At 63.9% G+C, this 18,565-nt stretch carries 18 protein-coding genes and 1 tRNA gene; 11 read left to right on the forward strand and 8 right to left on the reverse strand.

Annotated features, from left to right (window positions below; all coding sequences use genetic code 11):
• Positions 1-3 precede the first annotated feature (3 nt).
• Genes trpD through SOQ14_RS11430 form a run of 5 tightly spaced genes read right to left on the reverse strand, consistent with a single transcriptional unit; the run spans position 4 to position 5,965 of the window.
• The gene (trpD, locus tag SOQ14_RS11410; protein WP_322898244.1) at positions 4-996 is read right to left on the reverse strand and encodes an anthranilate phosphoribosyltransferase; all 993 of its coding nucleotides are present in this window, start codon (positions 994-996) and stop codon (positions 4-6) included.
• A complete protein-coding gene (locus tag SOQ14_RS11415; RefSeq protein ID WP_322898245.1) occupies positions 993-1,604 on the reverse strand; it encodes an anthranilate synthase component II in 612 nt (203 codons plus the stop codon). Before SOQ14_RS11415 ends, trpD begins: the two co-directional genes overlap by 4 nt.
• Positions 1,601-2,458, reverse strand: coding sequence for a phosphodiester glycosidase family protein (locus SOQ14_RS11420; protein ID WP_322898246.1), 858 nt, complete (start codon positions 2,456-2,458; stop codon positions 1,601-1,603). Before SOQ14_RS11420 ends, SOQ14_RS11415 begins: the two co-directional genes overlap by 4 nt.
• A complete protein-coding gene (locus SOQ14_RS11425) occupies positions 2,455-3,999 on the reverse strand; it encodes an anthranilate synthase component I family protein (RefSeq protein WP_322898247.1) in 1,545 nt (514 codons plus the stop codon). Before SOQ14_RS11425 ends, SOQ14_RS11420 begins: the two co-directional genes overlap by 4 nt.
• A gap of 28 nt (positions 4,000-4,027) precedes the next feature.
• Entirely contained in the window at positions 4,028-5,965 is a 1,938-nt protein-coding gene (locus SOQ14_RS11430) for a peptidylprolyl isomerase (protein ID WP_322898248.1), read from the reverse strand.
• 276 nt (positions 5,966-6,241) lie between these two features.
• Between SOQ14_RS11430 and tpiA the strand changes: the two genes are divergently transcribed.
• The 3 genes from tpiA (at position 6,242) to pyrG (ending at position 9,327) form a co-directional block, all read left to right on the forward strand.
• Entirely contained in the window at positions 6,242-7,015 is a 774-nt protein-coding gene (tpiA, locus tag SOQ14_RS11435; protein WP_322898249.1) for a triose-phosphate isomerase, read from the forward strand.
• Between the two features lie 89 nt (positions 7,016-7,104).
• Positions 7,105-7,506 carry a preprotein translocase subunit SecG gene (gene secG, locus SOQ14_RS11440; protein ID WP_322898250.1) on the forward strand — a complete coding sequence of 134 codons (402 nt, stop codon included), beginning with the start codon at positions 7,105-7,107 and terminating at the stop codon, positions 7,504-7,506.
• A 183-nt stretch (positions 7,507-7,689) separates the two neighbouring features.
• Entirely contained in the window at positions 7,690-9,327 is a 1,638-nt protein-coding gene (pyrG, locus tag SOQ14_RS11445) for a CTP synthase (protein WP_322898251.1), read from the forward strand.
• Positions 9,328-9,698: 371 nt separating this feature from the next.
• Here the strand turns inward: pyrG and SOQ14_RS11450 are convergent, their stop codons facing one another.
• Positions 9,699-10,178, reverse strand: coding sequence for an Hsp20 family protein (locus SOQ14_RS11450; protein WP_322898252.1), 480 nt, complete (start codon positions 10,176-10,178; stop codon positions 9,699-9,701).
• Between the two features lie 152 nt (positions 10,179-10,330).
• On the opposite strand from SOQ14_RS11450, the gene grxC reads away from it, so the two are divergent.
• From grxC to SOQ14_RS11470, 4 genes are all read left to right on the forward strand, one after another.
• The gene (grxC, locus tag SOQ14_RS11455) at positions 10,331-10,594 is read left to right on the forward strand and encodes a glutaredoxin 3 (protein ID WP_322898253.1); all 264 of its coding nucleotides are present in this window, start codon (positions 10,331-10,333) and stop codon (positions 10,592-10,594) included.
• On the forward strand, positions 10,594-11,415 hold the full coding sequence (locus SOQ14_RS11460) for a carbon-nitrogen hydrolase family protein (RefSeq protein WP_322898254.1): 822 nt from the start codon (positions 10,594-10,596) through the stop codon (positions 11,413-11,415). Before grxC ends, SOQ14_RS11460 begins: the two co-directional genes overlap by 1 nt.
• Positions 11,416-11,421: 6 nt before the next feature.
• Positions 11,422-11,901: a DUF1178 family protein gene (locus tag SOQ14_RS11465; RefSeq protein WP_322898255.1), complete on the forward strand. Its 480-nt coding sequence runs from the start codon at positions 11,422-11,424 to the stop codon at positions 11,899-11,901.
• Positions 11,902-12,081: 180 nt separating this feature from the next.
• A tRNA-Arg gene (locus tag SOQ14_RS11470) sits at positions 12,082-12,158 on the forward strand.
• Here the strand turns inward: SOQ14_RS11470 and SOQ14_RS11475 are convergent.
• Both SOQ14_RS11475 and SOQ14_RS11480 read right to left on the reverse strand, forming a co-directional pair.
• Entirely contained in the window at positions 12,153-13,358 is a 1,206-nt protein-coding gene (locus tag SOQ14_RS11475; RefSeq protein WP_322898256.1) for an MFS transporter, read from the reverse strand. The genes SOQ14_RS11470 and SOQ14_RS11475 overlap by 6 nt on opposite strands.
• Positions 13,355-14,272: a haloalkane dehalogenase gene (locus SOQ14_RS11480; protein WP_322898257.1), complete on the reverse strand. Its 918-nt coding sequence runs from the start codon at positions 14,270-14,272 to the stop codon at positions 13,355-13,357. The genes SOQ14_RS11475 and SOQ14_RS11480 overlap by 4 nt, the downstream gene beginning before the upstream one ends.
• A gap of 145 nt (positions 14,273-14,417) precedes the next feature.
• On the opposite strand from SOQ14_RS11480, the gene SOQ14_RS11485 reads away from it, so the two are divergent.
• The 4 genes from SOQ14_RS11485 (at position 14,418) to SOQ14_RS11500 (ending at position 18,560) form a co-directional block, all read left to right on the forward strand.
• Positions 14,418-15,587 (forward strand): acyl-CoA dehydrogenase family protein, encoded by a 1,170-nt coding sequence (locus tag SOQ14_RS11485; protein WP_322898258.1) that lies wholly within the window; start codon positions 14,418-14,420, stop codon positions 15,585-15,587.
• Between the two features lie 92 nt (positions 15,588-15,679).
• The gene (locus tag SOQ14_RS11490; protein ID WP_322898259.1) at positions 15,680-15,979 is read left to right on the forward strand and encodes an FtsB family cell division protein; all 300 of its coding nucleotides are present in this window, start codon (positions 15,680-15,682) and stop codon (positions 15,977-15,979) included.
• A 145-nt stretch (positions 15,980-16,124) separates the two neighbouring features.
• Positions 16,125-17,207, forward strand: coding sequence for a pyruvate dehydrogenase (acetyl-transferring) E1 component subunit alpha (gene pdhA / locus SOQ14_RS11495; protein ID WP_322898260.1), 1,083 nt, complete (start codon positions 16,125-16,127; stop codon positions 17,205-17,207).
• Between the two features lie 3 nt (positions 17,208-17,210).
• Positions 17,211-18,560, forward strand: coding sequence for a pyruvate dehydrogenase complex E1 component subunit beta (locus SOQ14_RS11500; protein WP_322898261.1), 1,350 nt, complete (start codon positions 17,211-17,213; stop codon positions 18,558-18,560).
• The last annotated feature ends 5 nt before the right edge of the window (positions 18,561-18,565 follow it).

Raw genomic sequence — 18,565 nt, forward strand, 5'->3', positions numbered from 1 at the left:
TTCTCAAACCGCCAGCGTGATCCAGCGTTCCAGCAGCGTCCTGGCACGGCCGGAATCAAGCGCCTCGGCAGCGCATGCCACCCGATCATGCCATCCGCTGCCGACCCCTGCGACCAGCAGCGCCGCCGCCGCGTTGAACAGCACCGCATCGCGATAGGGGCCGGGCGCGCCCATCAGCAGGGCCTTGAGCGCGGCAGCATTATGCGTGGCATCACCGCCGCGGATCGCTTCGACCGGCGCAGAGGGCAGCCCGGCCACGCCCGGATCGACCCGCCGCATTTCGAACCCGCTGCGGCTGACAAGCGCGACTTCGTTGCCCCCGGCAAGGCTCAATTCGTCGAGCCCTTCATCGCCCGAGACAATCAGCGAACGCGCCGTGCCAAGCCGGGCCAGCGCATCGGCATAGATCGGCACATAGGCCGGGCGGGCAATCCCGATCAGCTGGCTTTGCACACCTGCCGGATTGGACAGCGGCCCCATCAGATTGAAGATGGTGCGCTGCCCGATCTTGCGGCGGATCGGTTGGATGCGGCCCATCGCCGGGTGGTGATTCTTGGCAAAGAGAAAGCAGATGCCGATTTCCGCGAGCGTCTTTTCCGCGCTGCGCCCGGCGGCATCCATATCGAGCCCCAGCGCTTCGAGCGTATCGGCCGCGCCCGCCTTGGACGAGGCTGCGCGGTTGCCGTGCTTGGCTACTGGCACGCCGCATGCTGCCACCACCAGACTGACCGCGGTCGAAACATTGAGCGTATGATGCCCATCACCGCCGGTGCCGCAGACATCAATGGCGTTGTCGGGTGCGGCGATCGGGATCAGCCGGGCACGCAGCGCCCGCGCTGCCCCGGCAATCTCGCTTGCCGTTTCGCCGCGCGCCGAAAGCGCAATCAGGAAGGCGCCGATTTCGGCTTCTGACGGGGCGCCGTCGAGGATGATGCCGAAGGCGGCTTCGGCCTCGGCCTCGGTCAGAGGGGTGGTGATATCGGGGAGGGCGCTCATCCGATCAGCCTTTCGGGCATGCGCGGGTTCATGCCGCAGATCGTGAGGAAATTGGCGAGCAGGGCATGGCCATGCTCGGTGGCTATGCTTTCCGGGTGGAACTGCACCCCGTGGATCGGGAGGCTGGCATGGCGGAAACCCATCACGCTGCTGCCGTCCAGCCCCGGCGTTGTCGCCTCGGCATTGGCGATAAGACAAGCGGGTGCATCTTCGACCACCAGCGAGTGATAACGGGTCGCGGTGAAGGGGGAGGGCAGCCCGGAGAACACGCCGCTGCCGTCATGCGTCACGGGTGAAGTCTTGCCATGCATCAGGCCGCCGCGCACCACGCGCCCGCCGAAATGCTGGCCGATCGCCTGATGGCCCAGACACACGCCAAGCAGCGGCTTGACCGCGTCTGCGCAGGCCGCGACCAGATCAAGGCTGATCCCGGCCTCGCTCGGGGTGCAGGGACCGGGCGAAATGAGAAAGCCCTGCGCCCCGCTCGCCAGCGCCTCGGCAGCGGTCAGCGCATCATTGCGCACGACGCGCACGTCCGCCCCCAATTCCATCAGGTAATGGACGAGGTTGAACGTGAAGCTGTCGTAATTGTCGATGACGAGGATCATTCTGCGTTCGCCTTTTCGCGTTTCGTCACCACGATGATCGGGCCGTTGCGCGCCTTGTCGAGCCGTCCCCGCGCCGGGTCCCACAGCGCTGACACCTTGGAATCAAGACTGAGCGCATGGGGTGTTTTCAACTCGTCACGGAAAAACCGCGCCAATTGTCCGAAGCTGACCGGCGCATCGGAAATCACGAAATGCGCAAGGCCCTTGGCATCGACGCCAACGCCATTGCGCACCGCGCGCGAGGGGCCGTTGTCCTGAATCTCCGGGTGCAGCTTGCCCCCGATCACCAGCATCGGCCCGGACTGCGTACCGAATTGCGGGCGATCGGAGACCGTGGCGTAGAAGGCGTCGGTCGAAAGCACGCGCCAGGTGCCGCCGCTGCCGAAGAACGCGCCGTTGGGTTTCATGAAGAAATTGTTGGTATTGCCTTCGGGCGCATCGCCGCGGTTGAATTCGCTGAGCCGTTCGCCGCCTTCGACATAGTAGCCAAGCGCCTTGAGATCATCGCCAAAGGCCCCGCCATTCATGGCAAAGGCAATGGTGGCAGCATCGGTGCTGGCCGCAAAAGCCGCGAGCGAGCCGAAGGGTTGCCCGTCGGCTGCGGCATTGGCCATGGCGATGCGGTGCTGCGCCGGATCGGCGATGCAATGGGTGAGCGGCACGTCCTCGAACACCACCTGACGGCAGGCCGAGGGCGCTTCACTGGCGCTGGGTGAGGGATCGGGCTTTGGCGCCGCCGTTGCAGCCGCGATGGGTTTGCCATCAAGCCGCGCGCGCATCACCGGTTCACCGGCGGGCTGTTCCGAACACGCGGCGAGCATGGTGATGATCACGGCAAGACCGAGGCGCTTCACTGGCCGAACTCCGGTTCGGCCGCGATCCGCATGGCTTCGCGCGCGGCGGCGATCAGCGCCCCGGCCTTGGCCTTGCATTCGGCAAGCTCGTAATCAGGATCGCTGTCGGCGACGATCCCCGCGCCCGCCTGCACATGCATCACCCCATCCTTGATGACAGCGGTGCGCAGCACGATGCAGGAATCGACCGAACCATCGGGCGCGAAATAGCCGACCCCGCCGGCATAGGCACCGCGCGTCTCGCCTTCGAGTTCGGCAATCACTTCGCAGGCGCGGATTTTCGGCGCGCCGGAGACTGTGCCCGCCGGGAACCCGGCAAACAGGGCATCGAGCGCATCATGCGGCGCGGCCAGCTTGCCCACCACATTGCTGACGATGTGCATCACATGGCTGTAACGCTCGATGGTGAAGCTGTCGGTGACGGTAACACTGCCCGCCGCGGCCACGCGGCCCACATCATTGCGCCCGAGATCCAGCAGCATGAGATGCTCGGCCAGTTCCTTGGGATCGGCAAGCAGGCTGGCTTCGTTCGCGGCATCTTCCTCGCGGGTCTTGCCGCGCGGACGCGTGCCCGCAATCGGGCGGATCGTCACCTCCCCATCGCGCACGCGGACAAGGATTTCCGGGCTTGATCCGACCAGCGCAAAGCCCGGCAGATCGAGGAAATAGAGAAACGGCGAGGGGTTCACCCGGCGCAAGGCGCGGTAGAGCGACAGCGGCGGCAGCGGGAAATCGCAGGTAAAGCGCTGTGCCAGCACCACCTGAAAAATGTCACCTGCGAGGATATACTCCTTCGCCTTGCGCGCCATCGCCTTGTAGGCCTCACCCGGCAAAACCGGTGTCAGTTCGGGCAGGGCGACATCAAGCGGTGCGCGCGGTTCGGCAGGGCGCGGGTGGCCAAGCGCGGCGAGGCAGGCATCGATCCGCTCACCCGCCGCTGCGACGGCGCGGGCCGGTTCCTCCGCCTGCCAGATCGGCGCAATGGCGAACAATTCATCGGTCAGGCTGTCAAACACCAGAATGAGCGTCGGGCGCACGAACAGCATGTCAGGCAATTCGAGCGGGCTCGGCGCAGCCCGCGGCAGTTTTTCGACGAGGCCGATGGTCTCGTAGCCGAAATAGCCGACAAGGCAGGCGAGGGCCGGGGGCAGCGCGGCGGGAATATCGGCAATCCGGCAGGCCGCGACCAATGCCCGCAATTCCACCAGCGCATCGCCTGCGCACGGCGTGAAGGCCTCGCGATCGACCTGCCAATTACGGTTGATCGCGGCGCGCGCATCGCTTGCTCGGAACACCAGATCAGGATCGAGGCCGAGCAGGCTGTAACGCCCGCGCACTTCGCCGCCTTCGACCGATTCAAGCAGGAAATCGCCGCGCCCTTCGATCATCAGGCGGCGCGCTGCGCCCACCGGGGTGTCGCTGTCGGCGATCACCCGCCGCCATACCAGCGCGGCCTTGCCGACACTCAGTGCCTGCACCGCCGCAGCGGCATTTTCAAGCGCACCGGCAGGAAGCGCGGCAGGAGAGGCAGGATCAGACATCAAACGGTTTCAGCGCGGTCAGACAAGCCTAGACGCCGCCAGCGAGCTGCTTGCGCAGGGCTTCGATGGCCGCTTCGTTGCGCTCAACCCCGACTTCCTTGCGGATCGCCGCCGTCACCTGCGCACGATATTCCTGCGACAAGGTCGGGGCGAGTGAACGGCGGGTCTGGTCAACCAGCCCCGGCTCGGAATCGACCGGATCAGTCGTGATCGCAGCGAGATCGACCACATACCAGCCGAGGTCGCGGGGGGCTTCAAGCTTCTTGGCTGAACCCTGTGCCATGCTGAACATCAGCACCAGCGGCGGCGGAACATTGCCATCGCGCCGCGCTATCAGTTCACGCCGTTTGAGATTGACGGTTTCACGCTCGAACCCCGGCTTGTTCTCGGCGGCGAGCGCGGTAGCCAGCGGGGTGCCGGCCACGACTTTCTTTAGCACGCGATCCGCTGCGGCACGCGCCAGCTTGGCGCCTTCGGCACGCTTCCAGCCCTCGACAGCCTCGGCCCGGATATCAGCGAGCGGCGCGGCGCGCGATTCCTCGATCCGGGCGACATCGAAGATGATGAATTCGCGGCCCGGCGTCAGTTCGGCAAGCTGCGGCGCGCTTTCTTCCATCTGGAATGCGGTCGCCACCAACGGCATCAGCTGCGCGATAACCTGTCCGCCCTGCGGCCCATAGATGCGGCCATCGGCGAGCAATTCGGGCGTGGTATCAACCTTGAGATTATAGGCCTTGGCGACTTCCGCCAGTGCGGTGCCATTGTCGATCTCGGCTTCGATCTCGCTGGTGCGCTGGGCCACAGCCGCTGCGAGCTTTTCCTGACGCAGCTGCGCGGCGATTTCAGACGAGGCCTGCGCCAGCGTGCGCGCCGGTGTGCGCACCACCCGGTCGACCCGGGCGACATACCACCCCAGCGTGCCGCTTGTCGGCTCGACAACGCCGCGCTCACTCGCCTTGAAAACGCTCTCGGCAAAGGCGAGGCTGGTGGAATTGGCCAGCTCGTCCTTGCCGCGCAGATCGCCCTTGGCGACATTGAAACCGGCATCACGCGCGGCCGCTTCGAGCGTCATGCCGCCCTTGAGGCGGGTGACAAAGCTCTTGGCTGCATCTTCGGTCGGGACGATGAAATAGCTGACAGCGCGCTGTTCGCTGGCCTTGTAGGCATCGGCATTGGCTTTGAAGCGGGCGGCGATTTCGGCTTCGCTCGGGGTGGGATCAAGGCCTAGCTGATCGGCGCTGAACACCGCAAAACGCAGCACGCGGCGTTCCGGGCGGACAAAACGCGCGCGATTATCCTTGTACCACGCGTCAAGCTGCTGCGCGGTCGGATCGGCGGTGGGAGCGAAGGCGGCCGAAGGGATCAGCGCGATTTCGCCCTGCCGCCGTTCCAGCACAAGCGATGCATAGTGCCGCGCGACCTTTTCCGGCATGCGCGGGGCGCCCATGGTCGATTCAAACAATTGCTGTTCGAGCAGGCCATCGCGCAGATCGCGGCGCAGCGTCGCATCGGTAATCCCGCGCTGGCGCAGCGCAGCCTGATAGATGGTCTGATCAAATTCGCCCGTCGCCCCGCGGAACGCAGGGATGGTGAGGATTTCGCTATCAATCAGGTTTTTCCCGGCGCGCAGGCCGTATTTCTGGGCGAAAGCGCCGATGGCATAGCGATCGATCAATTGCTTGACGACTTCATCCAACCCATCCTGTGCGATGAAGGCCGGCATGGTGATCGTCGGGTCAACCTGCGCCCGCACCTGTTCGAGCGCGATCTGCGCGCCGCTTGTGACTTCGGATGCCGGAAGCGGCTCTCCGCCGACCACTGCCACCCGGCTGCTGGCGGAAACCCCGCTGAAGGACGTGCCGGTGATGTCGGCCGCGGCGAAAGCAAAGGCCATCAGCACCAGAAAGCCGATAAACAGCGGCAGGCCGATCTTGGACTGGAAAAAGCGGCGGAACAGCGAAAGCATAGGTCAGATGATCCCTCCGATGCCAGGCGGGGGCCGGACAGCGGTGTCAGATGATGGCAACACGCGAGGGTGTTGTGTGCGGTGCGCTTTATCGGCGCGAGCGCCGCGCGGCAACATGCCTCTTGGTCATTTTGCGCTCGCAGCACCCGCAAAATCAGCCCGGTTGCTTTGACTGGCAGCGGTTCCTGCTCTAGCGCGGCGGCCCCGACGGCCCTAAAGGCGCCGGGAATCACAGAACAGACCTCCCTCTCTCTCGCTTTATAACAGGACACTGCAATGGCGCGTCGGCCATATATTGTCGGAAACTGGAAGATGCATGGCACCCGCGCCATGCTGTCCGAAGCGCGTGCGATTGATCGCGCGGCGCAGCGGCTCCTCAAGGTCGAGGTGGCGATTGCGCCGCCCTACACACTCATTCACCCGATCCACCGCGAAGCCGAACTGATCGCTGTCGGTGCGCAGGATTGCCACGAGGCCGAAGGCGGCGCGTTCACCGGCGATATCTCGGCCGCCATGCTCGCCGATGCGGGCGCACAATTCGTGATCCTTGGCCATTCCGAACGGCGTGAAGGCCACGGTGAAAGCAACGATCTGGTGCGCGCCAAGGCCGAGGCAGCGCTGGCTGCGGGTCTCAAGATCATCCTGTGCTGCGGCGAAAACGCCGCAACCCGCGAAAGCGGCGAGGCGATTGCTTTCGTGCGCGGCCAGTTGGCCGCTTCGCTTCCCCGGCTGCCCGAAGGCTTTGCCGATATCGCGGAGCGCATCACCATTGCCTATGAACCGATCTGGGCGATCGGCACCGGCAACACCGCAACCCCGCAGGATATCGGCGAAATGCACGCCGCCATCCGCGCATTGCTGATCGAGCAATTCGGCGAAGAGCAGGGCGGCGATGTGCGAATTCTATACGGCGGTTCGGTCAAGCCCGAGAATGCCGGGGAAATCCTGCGGGTTGCCGATGTCGGCGGCGCGCTGGTGGGCGGTGCAAGCCTCACTGCCGACAGTTTCATGGGCATCGCACTGGCTGTCGGGGAACCCTCCGACAATTGAGCCCCAATGCCAATTCGCGCTTGCTGCCCTTGCCGCGAGCACCAACCCCGCCTAGATGATGGGCTGATCTTCCAGATAAGAGCTGTTTCATGTCGCTGTTTCTTTTTCTCACTGTGGTGCAGGCGCTGATTGCCGCTGCGCTTGTTGGCGTGGTGCTGATGCAGCGCTCCGAAGGCGGCGGGCTGGGCATTGGCGGCAGCCCGTCGGGTGCCCTTGGCGCGCGCGGTGCGGCTGATTTCATGACCCGCGCAACCAAGTGGTTGGCGGTGGCTTTCGTCACGCTCTCGATCGTGCTGGCCGCGCTCGCGGTGCGCGAAAGCGGGGCTTCGACGGTCAGCACCACGCTGGATCGTAGCGTGACCCCGCCGGCCGGCAGCAATGATCTGCTCGCTGATCCGGTCGGCGCTCCGCCAGCTGATGCGCCGGCAGCGGCCCCGCAAGCCGCAACGCCGGAGGCCGCGCCTCCGGCCGCCGATCCGCTCGCGGAATAATCCTTCCCTTTCAGGGATAGCTGTGCGGGAATCGTAGCGGCGCCCAGCGCGTCTCTATGCCTGCATAGTGTCCAACCGCCGGTCTGACCGGCCCCATCTTGCAACCAGGCTGTGGATGGCTGGCCCCGGGCCAGCGCAATTCGCTTGCCTCGAATCCATCTCGCAGCTTAAGGCCCAACTCCCATGGCGCGGTTCATTTTTATCACCGGCGGCGTGGTCTCCTCGCTCGGCAAAGGTCTCATGGCAGCCTCTCTGGCGGCCCTTTTGCAGGCGCGTGGCTACAAGGTCCGCATCCGCAAGTTCGATCCCTATCTCAACGTCGATCCGGGCACGATGAGCCCGTATCAGCACGGCGAAGTCTATGTGACCGACGACGGGGCCGAGACCGATCTTGATCTCGGGCATTACGAACGCTTCACCGGCGTTTCCGCGCGGCAGAGCGACAACATCACCTCGGGCCGGGTGTACCGCGACATCATCGCGCGCGAACGGCGCGGCGATTATCTTGGCGCGACGGTGCAGGTGATCCCGCACGTGACCGACGAGATCAAGGCCTTCGCGCTCGCCGATCAGGACGATCACGATTTCATCCTGTGCGAAATCGGCGGCACGGTGGGCGACATCGAATCGCTGCCCTTCATGGAGGCGATCCGTCAGCTGCGGAACGAGCTCGAACCGCTCCAGACGCTGTCCGTTCACGTCACGCTGGTGCCCTATATCGCCGCGGCGGGTGAGCTGAAGACCAAGCCGACCCAGCATTCGGTGCGCGAGCTTGCCAGCCTTGGCATCAAGCCCGATATCCTGCTGTGCCGCGCCGAGCACCCGATTCCCGAAAGCGACCGGCGCAAGATCGCGCAGTTCTGCAATGTGCGGCCCGAAGCCGTGATCCCGGCGCTGGATGCCCCCTCGATCTATTCGGTGCCGCTGCAATATCATGCCGAAGGGCTCGATGCCGAAGTGCTGCGCAGTTTCGGCATTACCGATGCGCCGACTCCCGATCTGACGGCGTGGCACGATGTCACCGATCGCTATTTCAACCCCGAAGGCGAAGTCACGATTGCGGTGGTGGGCAAATATGTCGGCCTGCAAGATGCCTACAAGAGTCTCAACGAAGCGCTGATCCACGGCGGGCTCGCCAACCGGGTCAAGGTCAACATCAAGTGGATCGATGCCGAAATCTTCGAAGGCGATGATGAAGCCGCGATGATTTCCGCGCTCGAACCGATGCATGGCATTCTGGTGCCGGGCGGCTTTGGCGAACGGGGCAGCGAAGGCAAGATTGCCAGCGTGCGCTTTGCCCGCACCCGGAACGTGCCGTTCTTCGGGATTTGTCTGGGGATGCAGATGGCCTGCATCGAAGGCGCGCGCGCCGCGGGCTTCTCCAAGGCCTCCTCGACCGAGTTCGGCGAAACCGATACGCCGGTCGTGGGGATCATCACCGAATGGATGAGCAAGGAAGGCCTGCAACAGCGCCAATCGGGCGGCGATCTGGGCGGGACGATGCGGCTTGGCGCCTATCCCGCCAAGCTCAGCGCCAACAGCCATGTCTCGCGCATCTATGGCGGGTCCGAGCTGATTTCCGAGCGCCACCGCCACCGCTACGAAGTCAACAGCGCCTATATCGAGCCGCTGGAAAAGCAGGGCCTCATTTTCGCAGGGATGTCGCCCGATGGCCTGCTCCCCGAGATTGTGGAGCGGCCGGAGCACCCGTGGTTCATTGGTGTGCAGTTCCACCCCGAGCTCAAATCAAAGCCGTTTGATCCGCATCCCCTGTTCGCCGGCTTCATTGCCGCGGCGGTGGAGCAATCGCGGCTTGTCTGATCGCGCGGGAAAGCCGTGATCGGGTTCAAGATTTGCGGGCAGGGTTGTGCCAATTCGGGATGGGGCTTGCGGAACCGGGCCGTGCAGCTTCACCGTACTTAACAAGAATGTAAGTTTGCTCTTGCGCGAAATCTTAAGGCAGCCTTAAAGACAGCCTAGCAACGCTGCGCAAGGCGGCGCGAAGGCACAAAAAAGTTTCCGCTTGTAGGGATCGTCCGATCAGGACGGTTCTCAGGCAAACACAGAGCTTGTCTCGGTCTTGTCCGTCTTCTGCGACCCGGACGGATGTGATCGGACAGGGCGGCGCAAGCCGCGAGAGGGCGGATCGCAAGATCCGCCCTCTCTTGTTTTCCGATCAGAAGAATCTGCGATCAGGCCGCGTTGGACGAGCGATCATCCGCTTCGTTGGTGACAACCTGCAAGGGCTGCTGGCCGCCGACCGGGATCTTCTTGGGCTTCATCGCTTCGGGGACTTCGCGCACCAGATCGATGATCAGCAGGCCATCGGCGAGATCAGCGCGTTCCACGCGGACGAAATCGGCCAGTTCGAAACGCCGTTCGAAACCGCGATTGGCGATCCCGACATGGATGAACTGCGAGCCATCATCCAGCTCTTCGCGCTTCTTGCCTTGCACCACCAGCAGGTTTTGCTGGGCAGTGATGTCGATATCCTGCGGGCGGAACCCGGCGACAGCAAGCGTGATGCGATAATTGTCTTCGCCGCTGCGCGAAATGTTGAAGGGGGGGTAATTGTCGCCGGCATTCAGGCGCGCCTGATTTTCGAGCAGGTCGAACAGGCGGTCAAAGCCCACAGTGCTGCGGCGGTAAGGGGTCAGGTCAAAACGCGACATGGTACAAATCCTCTTGTCTGAGCAATTTGGTTCAGTGCGCGGGCCTGCCTCATGCAGCACCCGCTGGGAAAGTTACCGCTGTTTCCCGAGACTGGCGAAACGTGGCAACAGCCATTATCTGGTGAGGCGACAATCTGTTTCAAGAGGTGATGATGGCCCGCCCGCAAATCGATATCTACACCAAGTTTGCCTGCCCCTTCTGTGTTCGGGCCAAGCGTCTGCTGACCGAAAAGGGCGCGGAATTCACCGAATATGACATCACCATGGGCGGGCCCAAGCAGATCGAGATGCGCGAACGCGCCCCGCACGCGATGACCGTGCCACAGATCTTCATCGGCGATTATCATGTCGGTGGCTCGGATGATCTCGCGGCGCTCGAAGCGGCGGGCAAGCTTGACGCGCTTTTGGCAGGCTGATGCCGCAAATCGCCATTCTCCAGATGTGTTCGGGGATTGATCCCGACGCCAATCTCGCGGTGATCGAAGATGCCGCGAAGCAATGTGCCGAGCAGGGCGCATTGGCGCTGTTCACGCCGGAAATGTCGCTGCTGCTCGACCGGGACCGGGCGCGGGCGCGCGCGTGGATCGAAAGCGATGGCCCATCCGAGATGATCGACCGCATCTCGGAAATTGCAGCCAAGCAGCACCTCGAAATCGCGATCGGCTCGATGCCGGTGGCGACAGCGGGCGGCAAGTGGGCCAATCGCAGCCATTATTTCCGCCCCGATCTGGCACCGCCGATCACCTACGACAAGATCCATATGTTCGATGTCGCGCTCGCAACGGGCGAGGCGTGGCGGGAAAGCGCGGCTTATGAGCCGGGCAGGGCGGTGGTGACGGTCGAGGATACGCCTGTCGGGCGGCTTGGCCTGTCGATCTGCTACGATATGCGCTTTCCCGCGCTTTATGAGGCGCTTGGCAATCGCCGCTGCGATTGCATCGCGGTGCCGGCCGCCTTCACCGTGCCGACGGGGCGCGCGCATTGGCACACCCTGCTGCGCGCCCGCGCGATCGAGGCAAGCGCCTTTGTCATCGCGCCCGCGCAGGTCGGGCATCACGCCGATGGCCGCGAGACTTTTGGCCATTCGCTGGTGGTTGATCCATGGGGCGAGGTGTTGCTCGACATGGGCGGTGACGCGTCCGGTCTCGCCTTCTGCGAGATCGATCTGAACCGCATCGCCGAAGTGCGCGCGCAGGTGCCCGCTCTTGCCAACCGCCGACCCATTCCCAAATCCTGATTTGTCATGATTGTCTTCGATCTTTCCTGCGAGGGCGGCCACCGCTTTGAAGGCTGGTTCGGTTCGTCTGCCGATTACGAAAGCCAGCGCGCGCGTGGGCTGGTCGAATGCCCGCATTGTGGCTCTGCGGCGGTGACCAAGGCGCCCATGGCTCCGGCCGTGCCTGCCAAGGGCAACCAGCGCCCCGCGGCCGTCCCTGCCGCTGCGCCCGCGGATGCTCCGCACCACGCGACCAACCTGCCGATCCCGCCCGAAATGGCGCAGGCGCTCAAAGCCATCGCCACTGCACAGGCCGAAGCGCTCAAGCAAAGCACCTGGGTGGGCGATGCCTTCGCCGAGAAATCCCGTGCGATGCATTATGGCGAAGAGAGCCCGGCGCCGATCCACGGGCAGGCCAGTCTTGCCGAAGCCAAGGCGCTTGCCGAGGAAGGCGTGCCGGTGGCGCCAATCCTGTTTCCGGTCGCGCCGCCCGAAAAGTTGAATTGAAACGTGTTTGTCTTCCGCATCGCCTCCGCGATGCGGTCCTCGCTAGACGCGCAGCATAGCTGCACCCACTGCGGGCGGGCGTTCTTGTTGGCCTATCGTTGCACTGCTTGAGGCCCTTCGCCTTGCGGCCCTACGGGCCGATATTGCGCCCCACGCTCACCCTGCTATTGCTCGCCGCGGGACCCCGTAGCTCAGCCGGATAGAGCATCAGATTCCTAATCTGGGGGCCGCGCGTTCGAATCGCGCCGGGGTCACCACTTTTCCTGCGCGCGAAATTGCCGGTCGGCATGCCACGACAGTGCCAGAATGCCGAGCGCGTTGGCCAGCAGCAAAAGGCATGTGCCGCCCCATCCGCCCGCATCATAGGTGGCCGTGCCCGCGACGCTGCCGATGGCCCCGCCGATGAACATCGCAACCACATAGAAGGTCGTCAGCCGGGTGCGGATCTCCGGGGCGAGCGCAAGGAAAGTCATCCGGCCCGTCACATCAATGCTCGGCCCCACCATGTTGATGATCAGCAGCGGCACCAGCAGGGTCAAGACATGAAAGCCCAGCGGATAAAGCAGGCTGACCCCGGCAATCTGCACCACGGACACAATCAGCCGCGCGCGCCGCGCGCCGATTTTGTCAGCCCACCGCCCGAGCCGCGGGGTCGAGAAAATGCTGATCGCGGCAATCCCGGCCAGATAGCCGACCACATCCGTGCCATAGCCCATCGCATCGCTGGTCAGATGGAGCGCCAGCGCCAGCCAGGTCGCGGTGAAACTTGCGAAATTGAGCCCCTGGATCAGCGCCGAAATCCGCATGTCGCGGTGTTCGCGGGCGAGATGAAAAACCGAGGCAATCAGGCGCGCATAGCTGCCGCCGTGCTGCTTGCTTGTGGCAAGCTCGCTCTTCATCACCAGTGGCAAGGCGAGGGTCACCATCACCATCAGCGCAAAGGCGGCCCAGTAGATGATCCGCCAATCGGCATATTCGGCCACCAGCCCCGCGCCCACCCGCGCGACGAGAATGCCGAACAGCACGCCGGCGGTCAGCAGCGCGGTGACCTGACCGAGGCGCGCAGGGGCCACGCGCTTCGAGGCGAAGGCCGGGATGAGATAGGGGGCAATCGTCACGAAACCCAACAGCGTCGAGGCGAGCGTGAACAGCGCCAACCCGTCTGCCAGCGCCATGCCGAGCATGCAAAAGGTCTGGCCGCTGACAAAGATGATACACAGGCGGCGGTTCGAATAGATATCGCCCAGCGGCAGCAACAGCAGGATGCCGAGCGCCAGCGCCAACTGGTTGAGCGCTGGGACTATCCCGATGCGCGCTTCGCTGATCTCGAAGTCGCGCGCGACCTCGCCAATGATCGGATGAATGTAATAGGCATTGGCCGTGACCACCGCGACACACAGGGTCAGCGCCCATTCCTGGGCGCGGGTCAGCGTGGCAGGAGAGGGGTGCTTGCTCAAACCAGAAACCCTGCCTTGCGCGCCATCGCGATCACGCCATCGGACAAGGCGCGGGGGTGGTCTTCCTGGCTGAAATGGCCGCACTTGGGGAGCATCGCATGAGGCTGGCCTGCGGCCCCCTTGATGCGGCTTGTGAGCAGGGGGGCGGTTTGGCCGAGCACGGGATCATCTTCGCCGAACAGGGTGAGGAAGGGCTTGTCGAAGCCCGCGAGGCCCTGCCACGCGGCGATGTTGTCAGCCACCCCGTCCTTGTCATCCTCGATCGGCACGAGCTGCGGGAAGGCGCGGGCGCCGGCCTTGCTCGCTTCGTCCGGGAAGGGGGCATCATAGGCGGCGATCTCTTCGGGGCTGAGCCCGCTCTGGCAGCCGCGGTGCATGATCCCGCCAATGCGGAATTCGGGCGAGGATTTGGCGAATTCGCGCCACGCCAGAAAGCCGGGTGAGGCCTTGCCACCTCCGGTCGGCAGGAAGGTGTTGCTCGCGACGACGAAAGCAAAGCGACCTGGTTCCTGCCCGGCCATGCGCAAGCCGAGCAGGCCGCCCCAGTCCTGACAGAACAGCCCGGCGATGTCCGGCACCACGGCATTGCGCCATTGCTTGAGCCAGTCGACGTGGCGGGCATAGGTGTAGAAGGAGGGGTCATCCGGCTTGTTGCTCTTGCCGAAGCCGATGAGGTCGGGGGCGAGGCAGCGAAAGCCCGCGTCCACCAGCAGCGGGATCATCTTGCGGTAGAGGTAGGACCATGAAGGTTCGCCGTGGAACAGCAGCAGCGGCGGGGCGTCTTTTGGCCCTTCATCAAGGTAGTGCATCCGGGCGGTAAGGCCATCGCCAAGATCGATCGGCAGCCAGTTTTCGGCGAAAGGATAGTCCGGAAGATCGGTAAAGCGAGCGGGATCGTGCGCGATGATCTGCATGGTGGATTCTCCCGTTTTTTCAGTCAGTAGCAGATCGAAACGGGATTGCCACGGGTCAAGTCTTGTCCGAAAGCAGTCCTAATGGTGAGGTGGACTTGGGACGCGTGAAGCGGCAAGCCAATCGCCTTCAGACAGGAGAGCATGCGTGTCCGAGTCCGCCCACGAGCCCGAGGAACTGGCCGAAATCCGCCGCGCGGTGCGCGCGCTGTGCGATGGCTTTCCGGGGGAATATTGGCGCGCCAAGGATGCGGTGCGGGCGTACCCGGCGGAATTCGTCGACGCGCTGACCAAGGCAGGTTTCCTCGCCGCGCTGATCCCGGTTGAGCATGGCGGCAGCGGCCTCAGTTTGGCGGCGGCCTGCGTGATCATGGAGGAGATTCAGGCGTCAGGGTGCAACGGCTCCAGCGCCCACGCCCAGATGTACATCATGAACACGCTCCTGCGTTACGGCTCGCCCGAGCAGAAGGCGGCCTATCTCCCCCGCATTGCCAGCGGTGAATTGCGGTTGCAGGCCTTTGGCGTCAGCGAACCCACCAGCGGCACCGACACGCTCAGCCTCAAGACCCGCGCCGTCCGCGACGGGGACGAATACGTCATCACCGGCCAGAAGATCTGGACCAGCCGCGCCGAACATTCCGATCTGATGCTGCTGCTCGCCCGCACCACCCCGCGCGAGGAGGTGGCGAGCAAGACCGAAGGGCTCTCGATCTTCCTCGTTGATATGCAGGCTGCGCTGGCGGGCGGCATGACGATCAAGCCGATCCGCACGATGATGAATCACTCCTCGTGCGAAGTGTTCTTCGATGATCTGCGCATTCCCGCTTCGGCGCTGGTGGGTGAGGAGGGGAAGGGCTTCCGCTACATCCTCTCCGGCATGAACGCCGAGCGCATCCTGATCGCCGCCGAATGCATCGGGGACGCCAAGTGGTTCATCGAGAAGGCGACGGGCTATGCCAAGGATCGCAGCGTGTTCGCGCGGCCCATCGGCCAGAACCAGGGCGTGCAGTTCCCGATCGCGCGCTGCTACGCGCAGATGCGGGCCGCCGAGCTGATGGTGTATCACGCCGCGCGGGTTTACGACGAAGGCCGCAATCCGGGCGAGGAGGCCAACATGGCCAAGCTGCTCGCCTCCGAAGCGAGCTGGGCGGCGGCCGACATGTGCGTGCAGACCTTCGGCGGCTTCGGATTCGCCGAAGAGTACGATGTCGAGCGCAAGTTCCGCGAAGCGCGGCTCTACACCGTGGCGCCGATCTCGACGAACCTCATCCTCTCCTATCTCGCCGAACACGTTCTCGGCCTCCCGCGCAGTTATTGATGCGCATAATGATCCCGCCTCGGCGCATTAGGCTTGCAGCCAACCCGCAAGTGTGATTCTGTGAAGGTCAGGAACGGGGAACCTTGCAGATCATGCGTAAACCACAGCGCGAACAGTTACGGCAATTTGCAGCGCTCGCAGTCCTGCTGGCGTTGACGGGCTTTGCCATTGCCGGGCCGACGGGGCTGCTTGCATGGAGCGAGAACCTCTCCGCGCTGGATCAGCGCAAGGCCGAGATTGCCGAACTCACGGCCAAGCGCGATGCGCTGCGCAACCGGGTGATGCTGCTCGATCCGCAGGCCGCTGATCCCGATCTGGCCAGCGAACTCGTCCGCGAAAATCTCGGCGTTCTGGGCGAAGACGAAGTCGTCATCACGCTCGAAGACGAATGAATTTTCCAACCAGCCGCGCGACATTTTATGTCTGCGCATAGCATTGCATGATCGGCTTGACGTTGCGTTCTGCCTAGCCCAGCGCTTATAGCAATGGGCGCGCAAGCTCCTCCCCATGAGTGCGCCAGAGAGAGGGACATCGATCTTGGCCAAGCAGCCTTCCAGTCCGGGCAAACCGGCTTCCGCCCCAGCTTCGTCTGACGACGCGGACTTCCTGTTGCACTCGTTGCAGGACGCCTTTGAAGCAAACAAGCGCTACAAGGCATCCGAGGCGGAAATGCTCGAATTCTACCGTCAGATGCTGCTGATCCGACGGTTCGAGGAAAAGGCGGGCCAGCTTTATGGGCTCGGTCTGATCGGCGGGTTCTGCCACCTCTATATCGGGCAGGAAGCGGTCGCTATCGGCTTGCAATCGGCGCTGGATCCGGCGCGCGACAGCGTGATCACCGGCTACCGCGACCATGGCCACATGCTCGCCTACGGGATCGATCCCAAGGTGATCATGGCCGAGCTGACGGGCCGTGAAGCCGGGATTTCCAAGGGCAAGGGCGGGTCGATGCACATGTTCTCGACCGAGCACAAGTTTTACGGCGGCCACGGCATTGTCGGCGCGCAGGTGGCGCTGGGTGGGGGCCTCGCGCTGGCGCACCAATATAATAATGATGGCGGGCTGTGCCTTGCCTATTTCGGCGATGGCGCGGCCAATCAGGGCCAGGTCTATGAAACCTTCAACATGGCGGCCTTGTGGAAGCTGCCGATTGTCTTCGTGGTCGAGGACAACCAGTATGCGATGGGCACCGCAACCAAGCGGTCCTCGGCCGAAACCCGCTTCTACCGCCGCGGCACCGCTTTCCGCATTCCCGGCATGGAAGTGAATGGCATGGACGTGCTCGAAGTGCGCGCCGCCGCCGAAGTCGCCTTCGCCCATGTGCGCGCGGGCAATGGGCCGGTGCTGATGGAATGCAACACCTATCGCTATCGCGGCCACTCGATGTCTGACCCTGCCAAGTATCGCACCCGCGAGGAAGTGCAGGAACAGCGCGATCATCACGATCCGATCGAGGGGCTCAAGAAGACCCTGATGGAAACCGGCAAGACCGAGGACGAATTGAAGGTCATCGACAAGGCAATCCGCGCCCAAGTGGCCGAATCCGCTGATTTCGCGGAGAACTCGCCCGAGCCGGGTGCGGCCGAACTCTACACCGATGTGTTGGTGGAGGAGTATTGAGCCATGGCGATCGAACTCAAGATGCCGGCCCTTTCGCCGACGATGGAGCAAGGCAATCTCGCCCGCTGGCTCAAGGCTGAAGGCGATGTGATCAGCGCAGGCGATATTCTGGCCGAGATCGAAACCGACAAGGCCACGATGGAATTCGAAGCCGTCGATGAAGGCGTGCTCACGAAAATCATGGTCCCGGCGGGGAGCGAGGATGTGGCGGTCGGCACCGTGATCGCGCTGATCGCGGCCGAGGGTGAGGACACGGCAGCGCCCGCTGCCAAGGCCGCGCCTGCTCCGGCAGCAGCCCCCAAGGTTGAAAAGCCTGCGCCGGTTGCGGCCGCCGCGGCAAAGGCTGATCCGGCGATCCCGGCAGGCACCAGCTTCACCAGCACCACGGTGCGCGAAGCGCTGCGCGATGCGATGGCCGAAGAAATGCGCCGCGATCCGCGCGTGTTCGTGATGGGCGAGGAAGTCGCCGAGTATCAGGGCGCCTACAAGGTCACGCAGGGCTTGCTTGCCGAATTCGGTCCGAAGCGCGTGATCGACACGCCGATCACCGAATATGGCTTTGCCGGGATCGGCTCGGGCGCAGCCATGGGCGGTCTGCGCCCGATTGTTGAATTCATGACCTTCAACTTCGCGATGCAGGCCATAGATCACATCATCAACTCGGCCGCGAAGACCAATTACATGTCAGGCGGCCAGATGCGCTGCCCGATCGTGTTCCGCGGTCCGAACGGTGCGGCGAGCCGCGTTGGCGCGCAGCACTCGCAGAACTTCGGCCCGTGGTATGCGAGCGTGCCGGGCCTGACCGTGATCGCGCCCTATGATGCAGCCGATGCCAAGGGGCTGATGAAAGCCGCGATCCGCTGCGAGGATCCGGTTGTCTTCCTCGAGAACGAGCTGGTCTATGGCCGCAGCTTCGATGTCCCCGATGTCGAGGATTATGTCCTGCCCATCGGCAAGGCGCGGATCATGCGCGCGGGCAAGGACGTAACCATCGTATCCTATTCGATTGGCGTGGGTCTTGCGCTTGAAGCCGCGGCAACGCTGGCCGAAGAAGGGATCGATGCCGAAGTGATCGATCTGCGCACCCTGCGTCCGCTCGACAAGGCAACCGTGCTGGAAAGCCTTGCCAAGACCAACCGGCTTGTTGTGGCCGAGGAAGGCTGGCCGACCTGCTCCATCGCGAGCGAGATCATCGCGATCTGCATGGAGGAGGGCTTCGATCATCTCGATGCCCCGGTCATGCGGGTCTGCAACGAAGATGTGCCGCTGCCCTACGCCGCGAACCTCGAAAAGCTGGCTCTGATCGATGCGCCGCGCATTGCGGCGGCAGCGCGTCAGGTCTGCTATCGCTGACCGGC

The organism is Erythrobacter epiphyticus (assembly GCF_034653295.1).
Classification (GTDB): domain Bacteria; phylum Pseudomonadota; class Alphaproteobacteria; order Sphingomonadales; family Sphingomonadaceae; genus Erythrobacter.

Excerpts from the sequence above, each read along its gene's own strand:
- SOQ14_RS11465 (WP_322898255.1), top strand. The coding sequence starts at position 11,422 with ATGATTGTCTTCGATCTTTCCTGCGAGGGCGGCCACCGCTTTGAAGGC.
- SOQ14_RS11500 (WP_322898261.1), top strand. The coding sequence starts at position 17,211 with ATGGCGATCGAACTCAAGATGCCGGCCCTTTCGCCGACGATGGAGCAA.
- SOQ14_RS11480 (WP_322898257.1), bottom strand. The coding sequence starts at position 14,272 with ATGCAGATCATCGCGCACGATCCCGCTCGCTTTACCGATCTTCCGGAC.
- SOQ14_RS11450 (WP_322898252.1), bottom strand. The coding sequence starts at position 10,178 with ATGTCGCGTTTTGACCTGACCCCTTACCGCCGCAGCACTGTGGGCTTT.
- SOQ14_RS11415 (WP_322898245.1), bottom strand. The coding sequence starts at position 1,604 with ATGATCCTCGTCATCGACAATTACGACAGCTTCACGTTCAACCTCGTC.
- pyrG (WP_322898251.1), top strand. The coding sequence starts at position 7,690 with ATGGCGCGGTTCATTTTTATCACCGGCGGCGTGGTCTCCTCGCTCGGC.
- grxC (WP_322898253.1), top strand. The coding sequence starts at position 10,331 with ATGGCCCGCCCGCAAATCGATATCTACACCAAGTTTGCCTGCCCCTTC.
- trpD (WP_322898244.1), bottom strand. The coding sequence starts at position 996 with ATGAGCGCCCTCCCCGATATCACCACCCCTCTGACCGAGGCCGAGGCC.
- tpiA (WP_322898249.1), top strand. The coding sequence starts at position 6,242 with ATGGCGCGTCGGCCATATATTGTCGGAAACTGGAAGATGCATGGCACC.
- SOQ14_RS11425 (WP_322898247.1), bottom strand. The coding sequence starts at position 3,999 with ATGTCTGATCCTGCCTCTCCTGCCGCGCTTCCTGCCGGTGCGCTTGAA.
- SOQ14_RS11490 (WP_322898259.1), top strand. The coding sequence starts at position 15,680 with ATGCGTAAACCACAGCGCGAACAGTTACGGCAATTTGCAGCGCTCGCA.
- SOQ14_RS11430 (WP_322898248.1), bottom strand. The coding sequence starts at position 5,965 with ATGCTTTCGCTGTTCCGCCGCTTTTTCCAGTCCAAGATCGGCCTGCCG.
- secG (WP_322898250.1), top strand. The coding sequence starts at position 7,105 with ATGTCGCTGTTTCTTTTTCTCACTGTGGTGCAGGCGCTGATTGCCGCT.
- SOQ14_RS11460 (WP_322898254.1), top strand. The coding sequence starts at position 10,594 with ATGCCGCAAATCGCCATTCTCCAGATGTGTTCGGGGATTGATCCCGAC.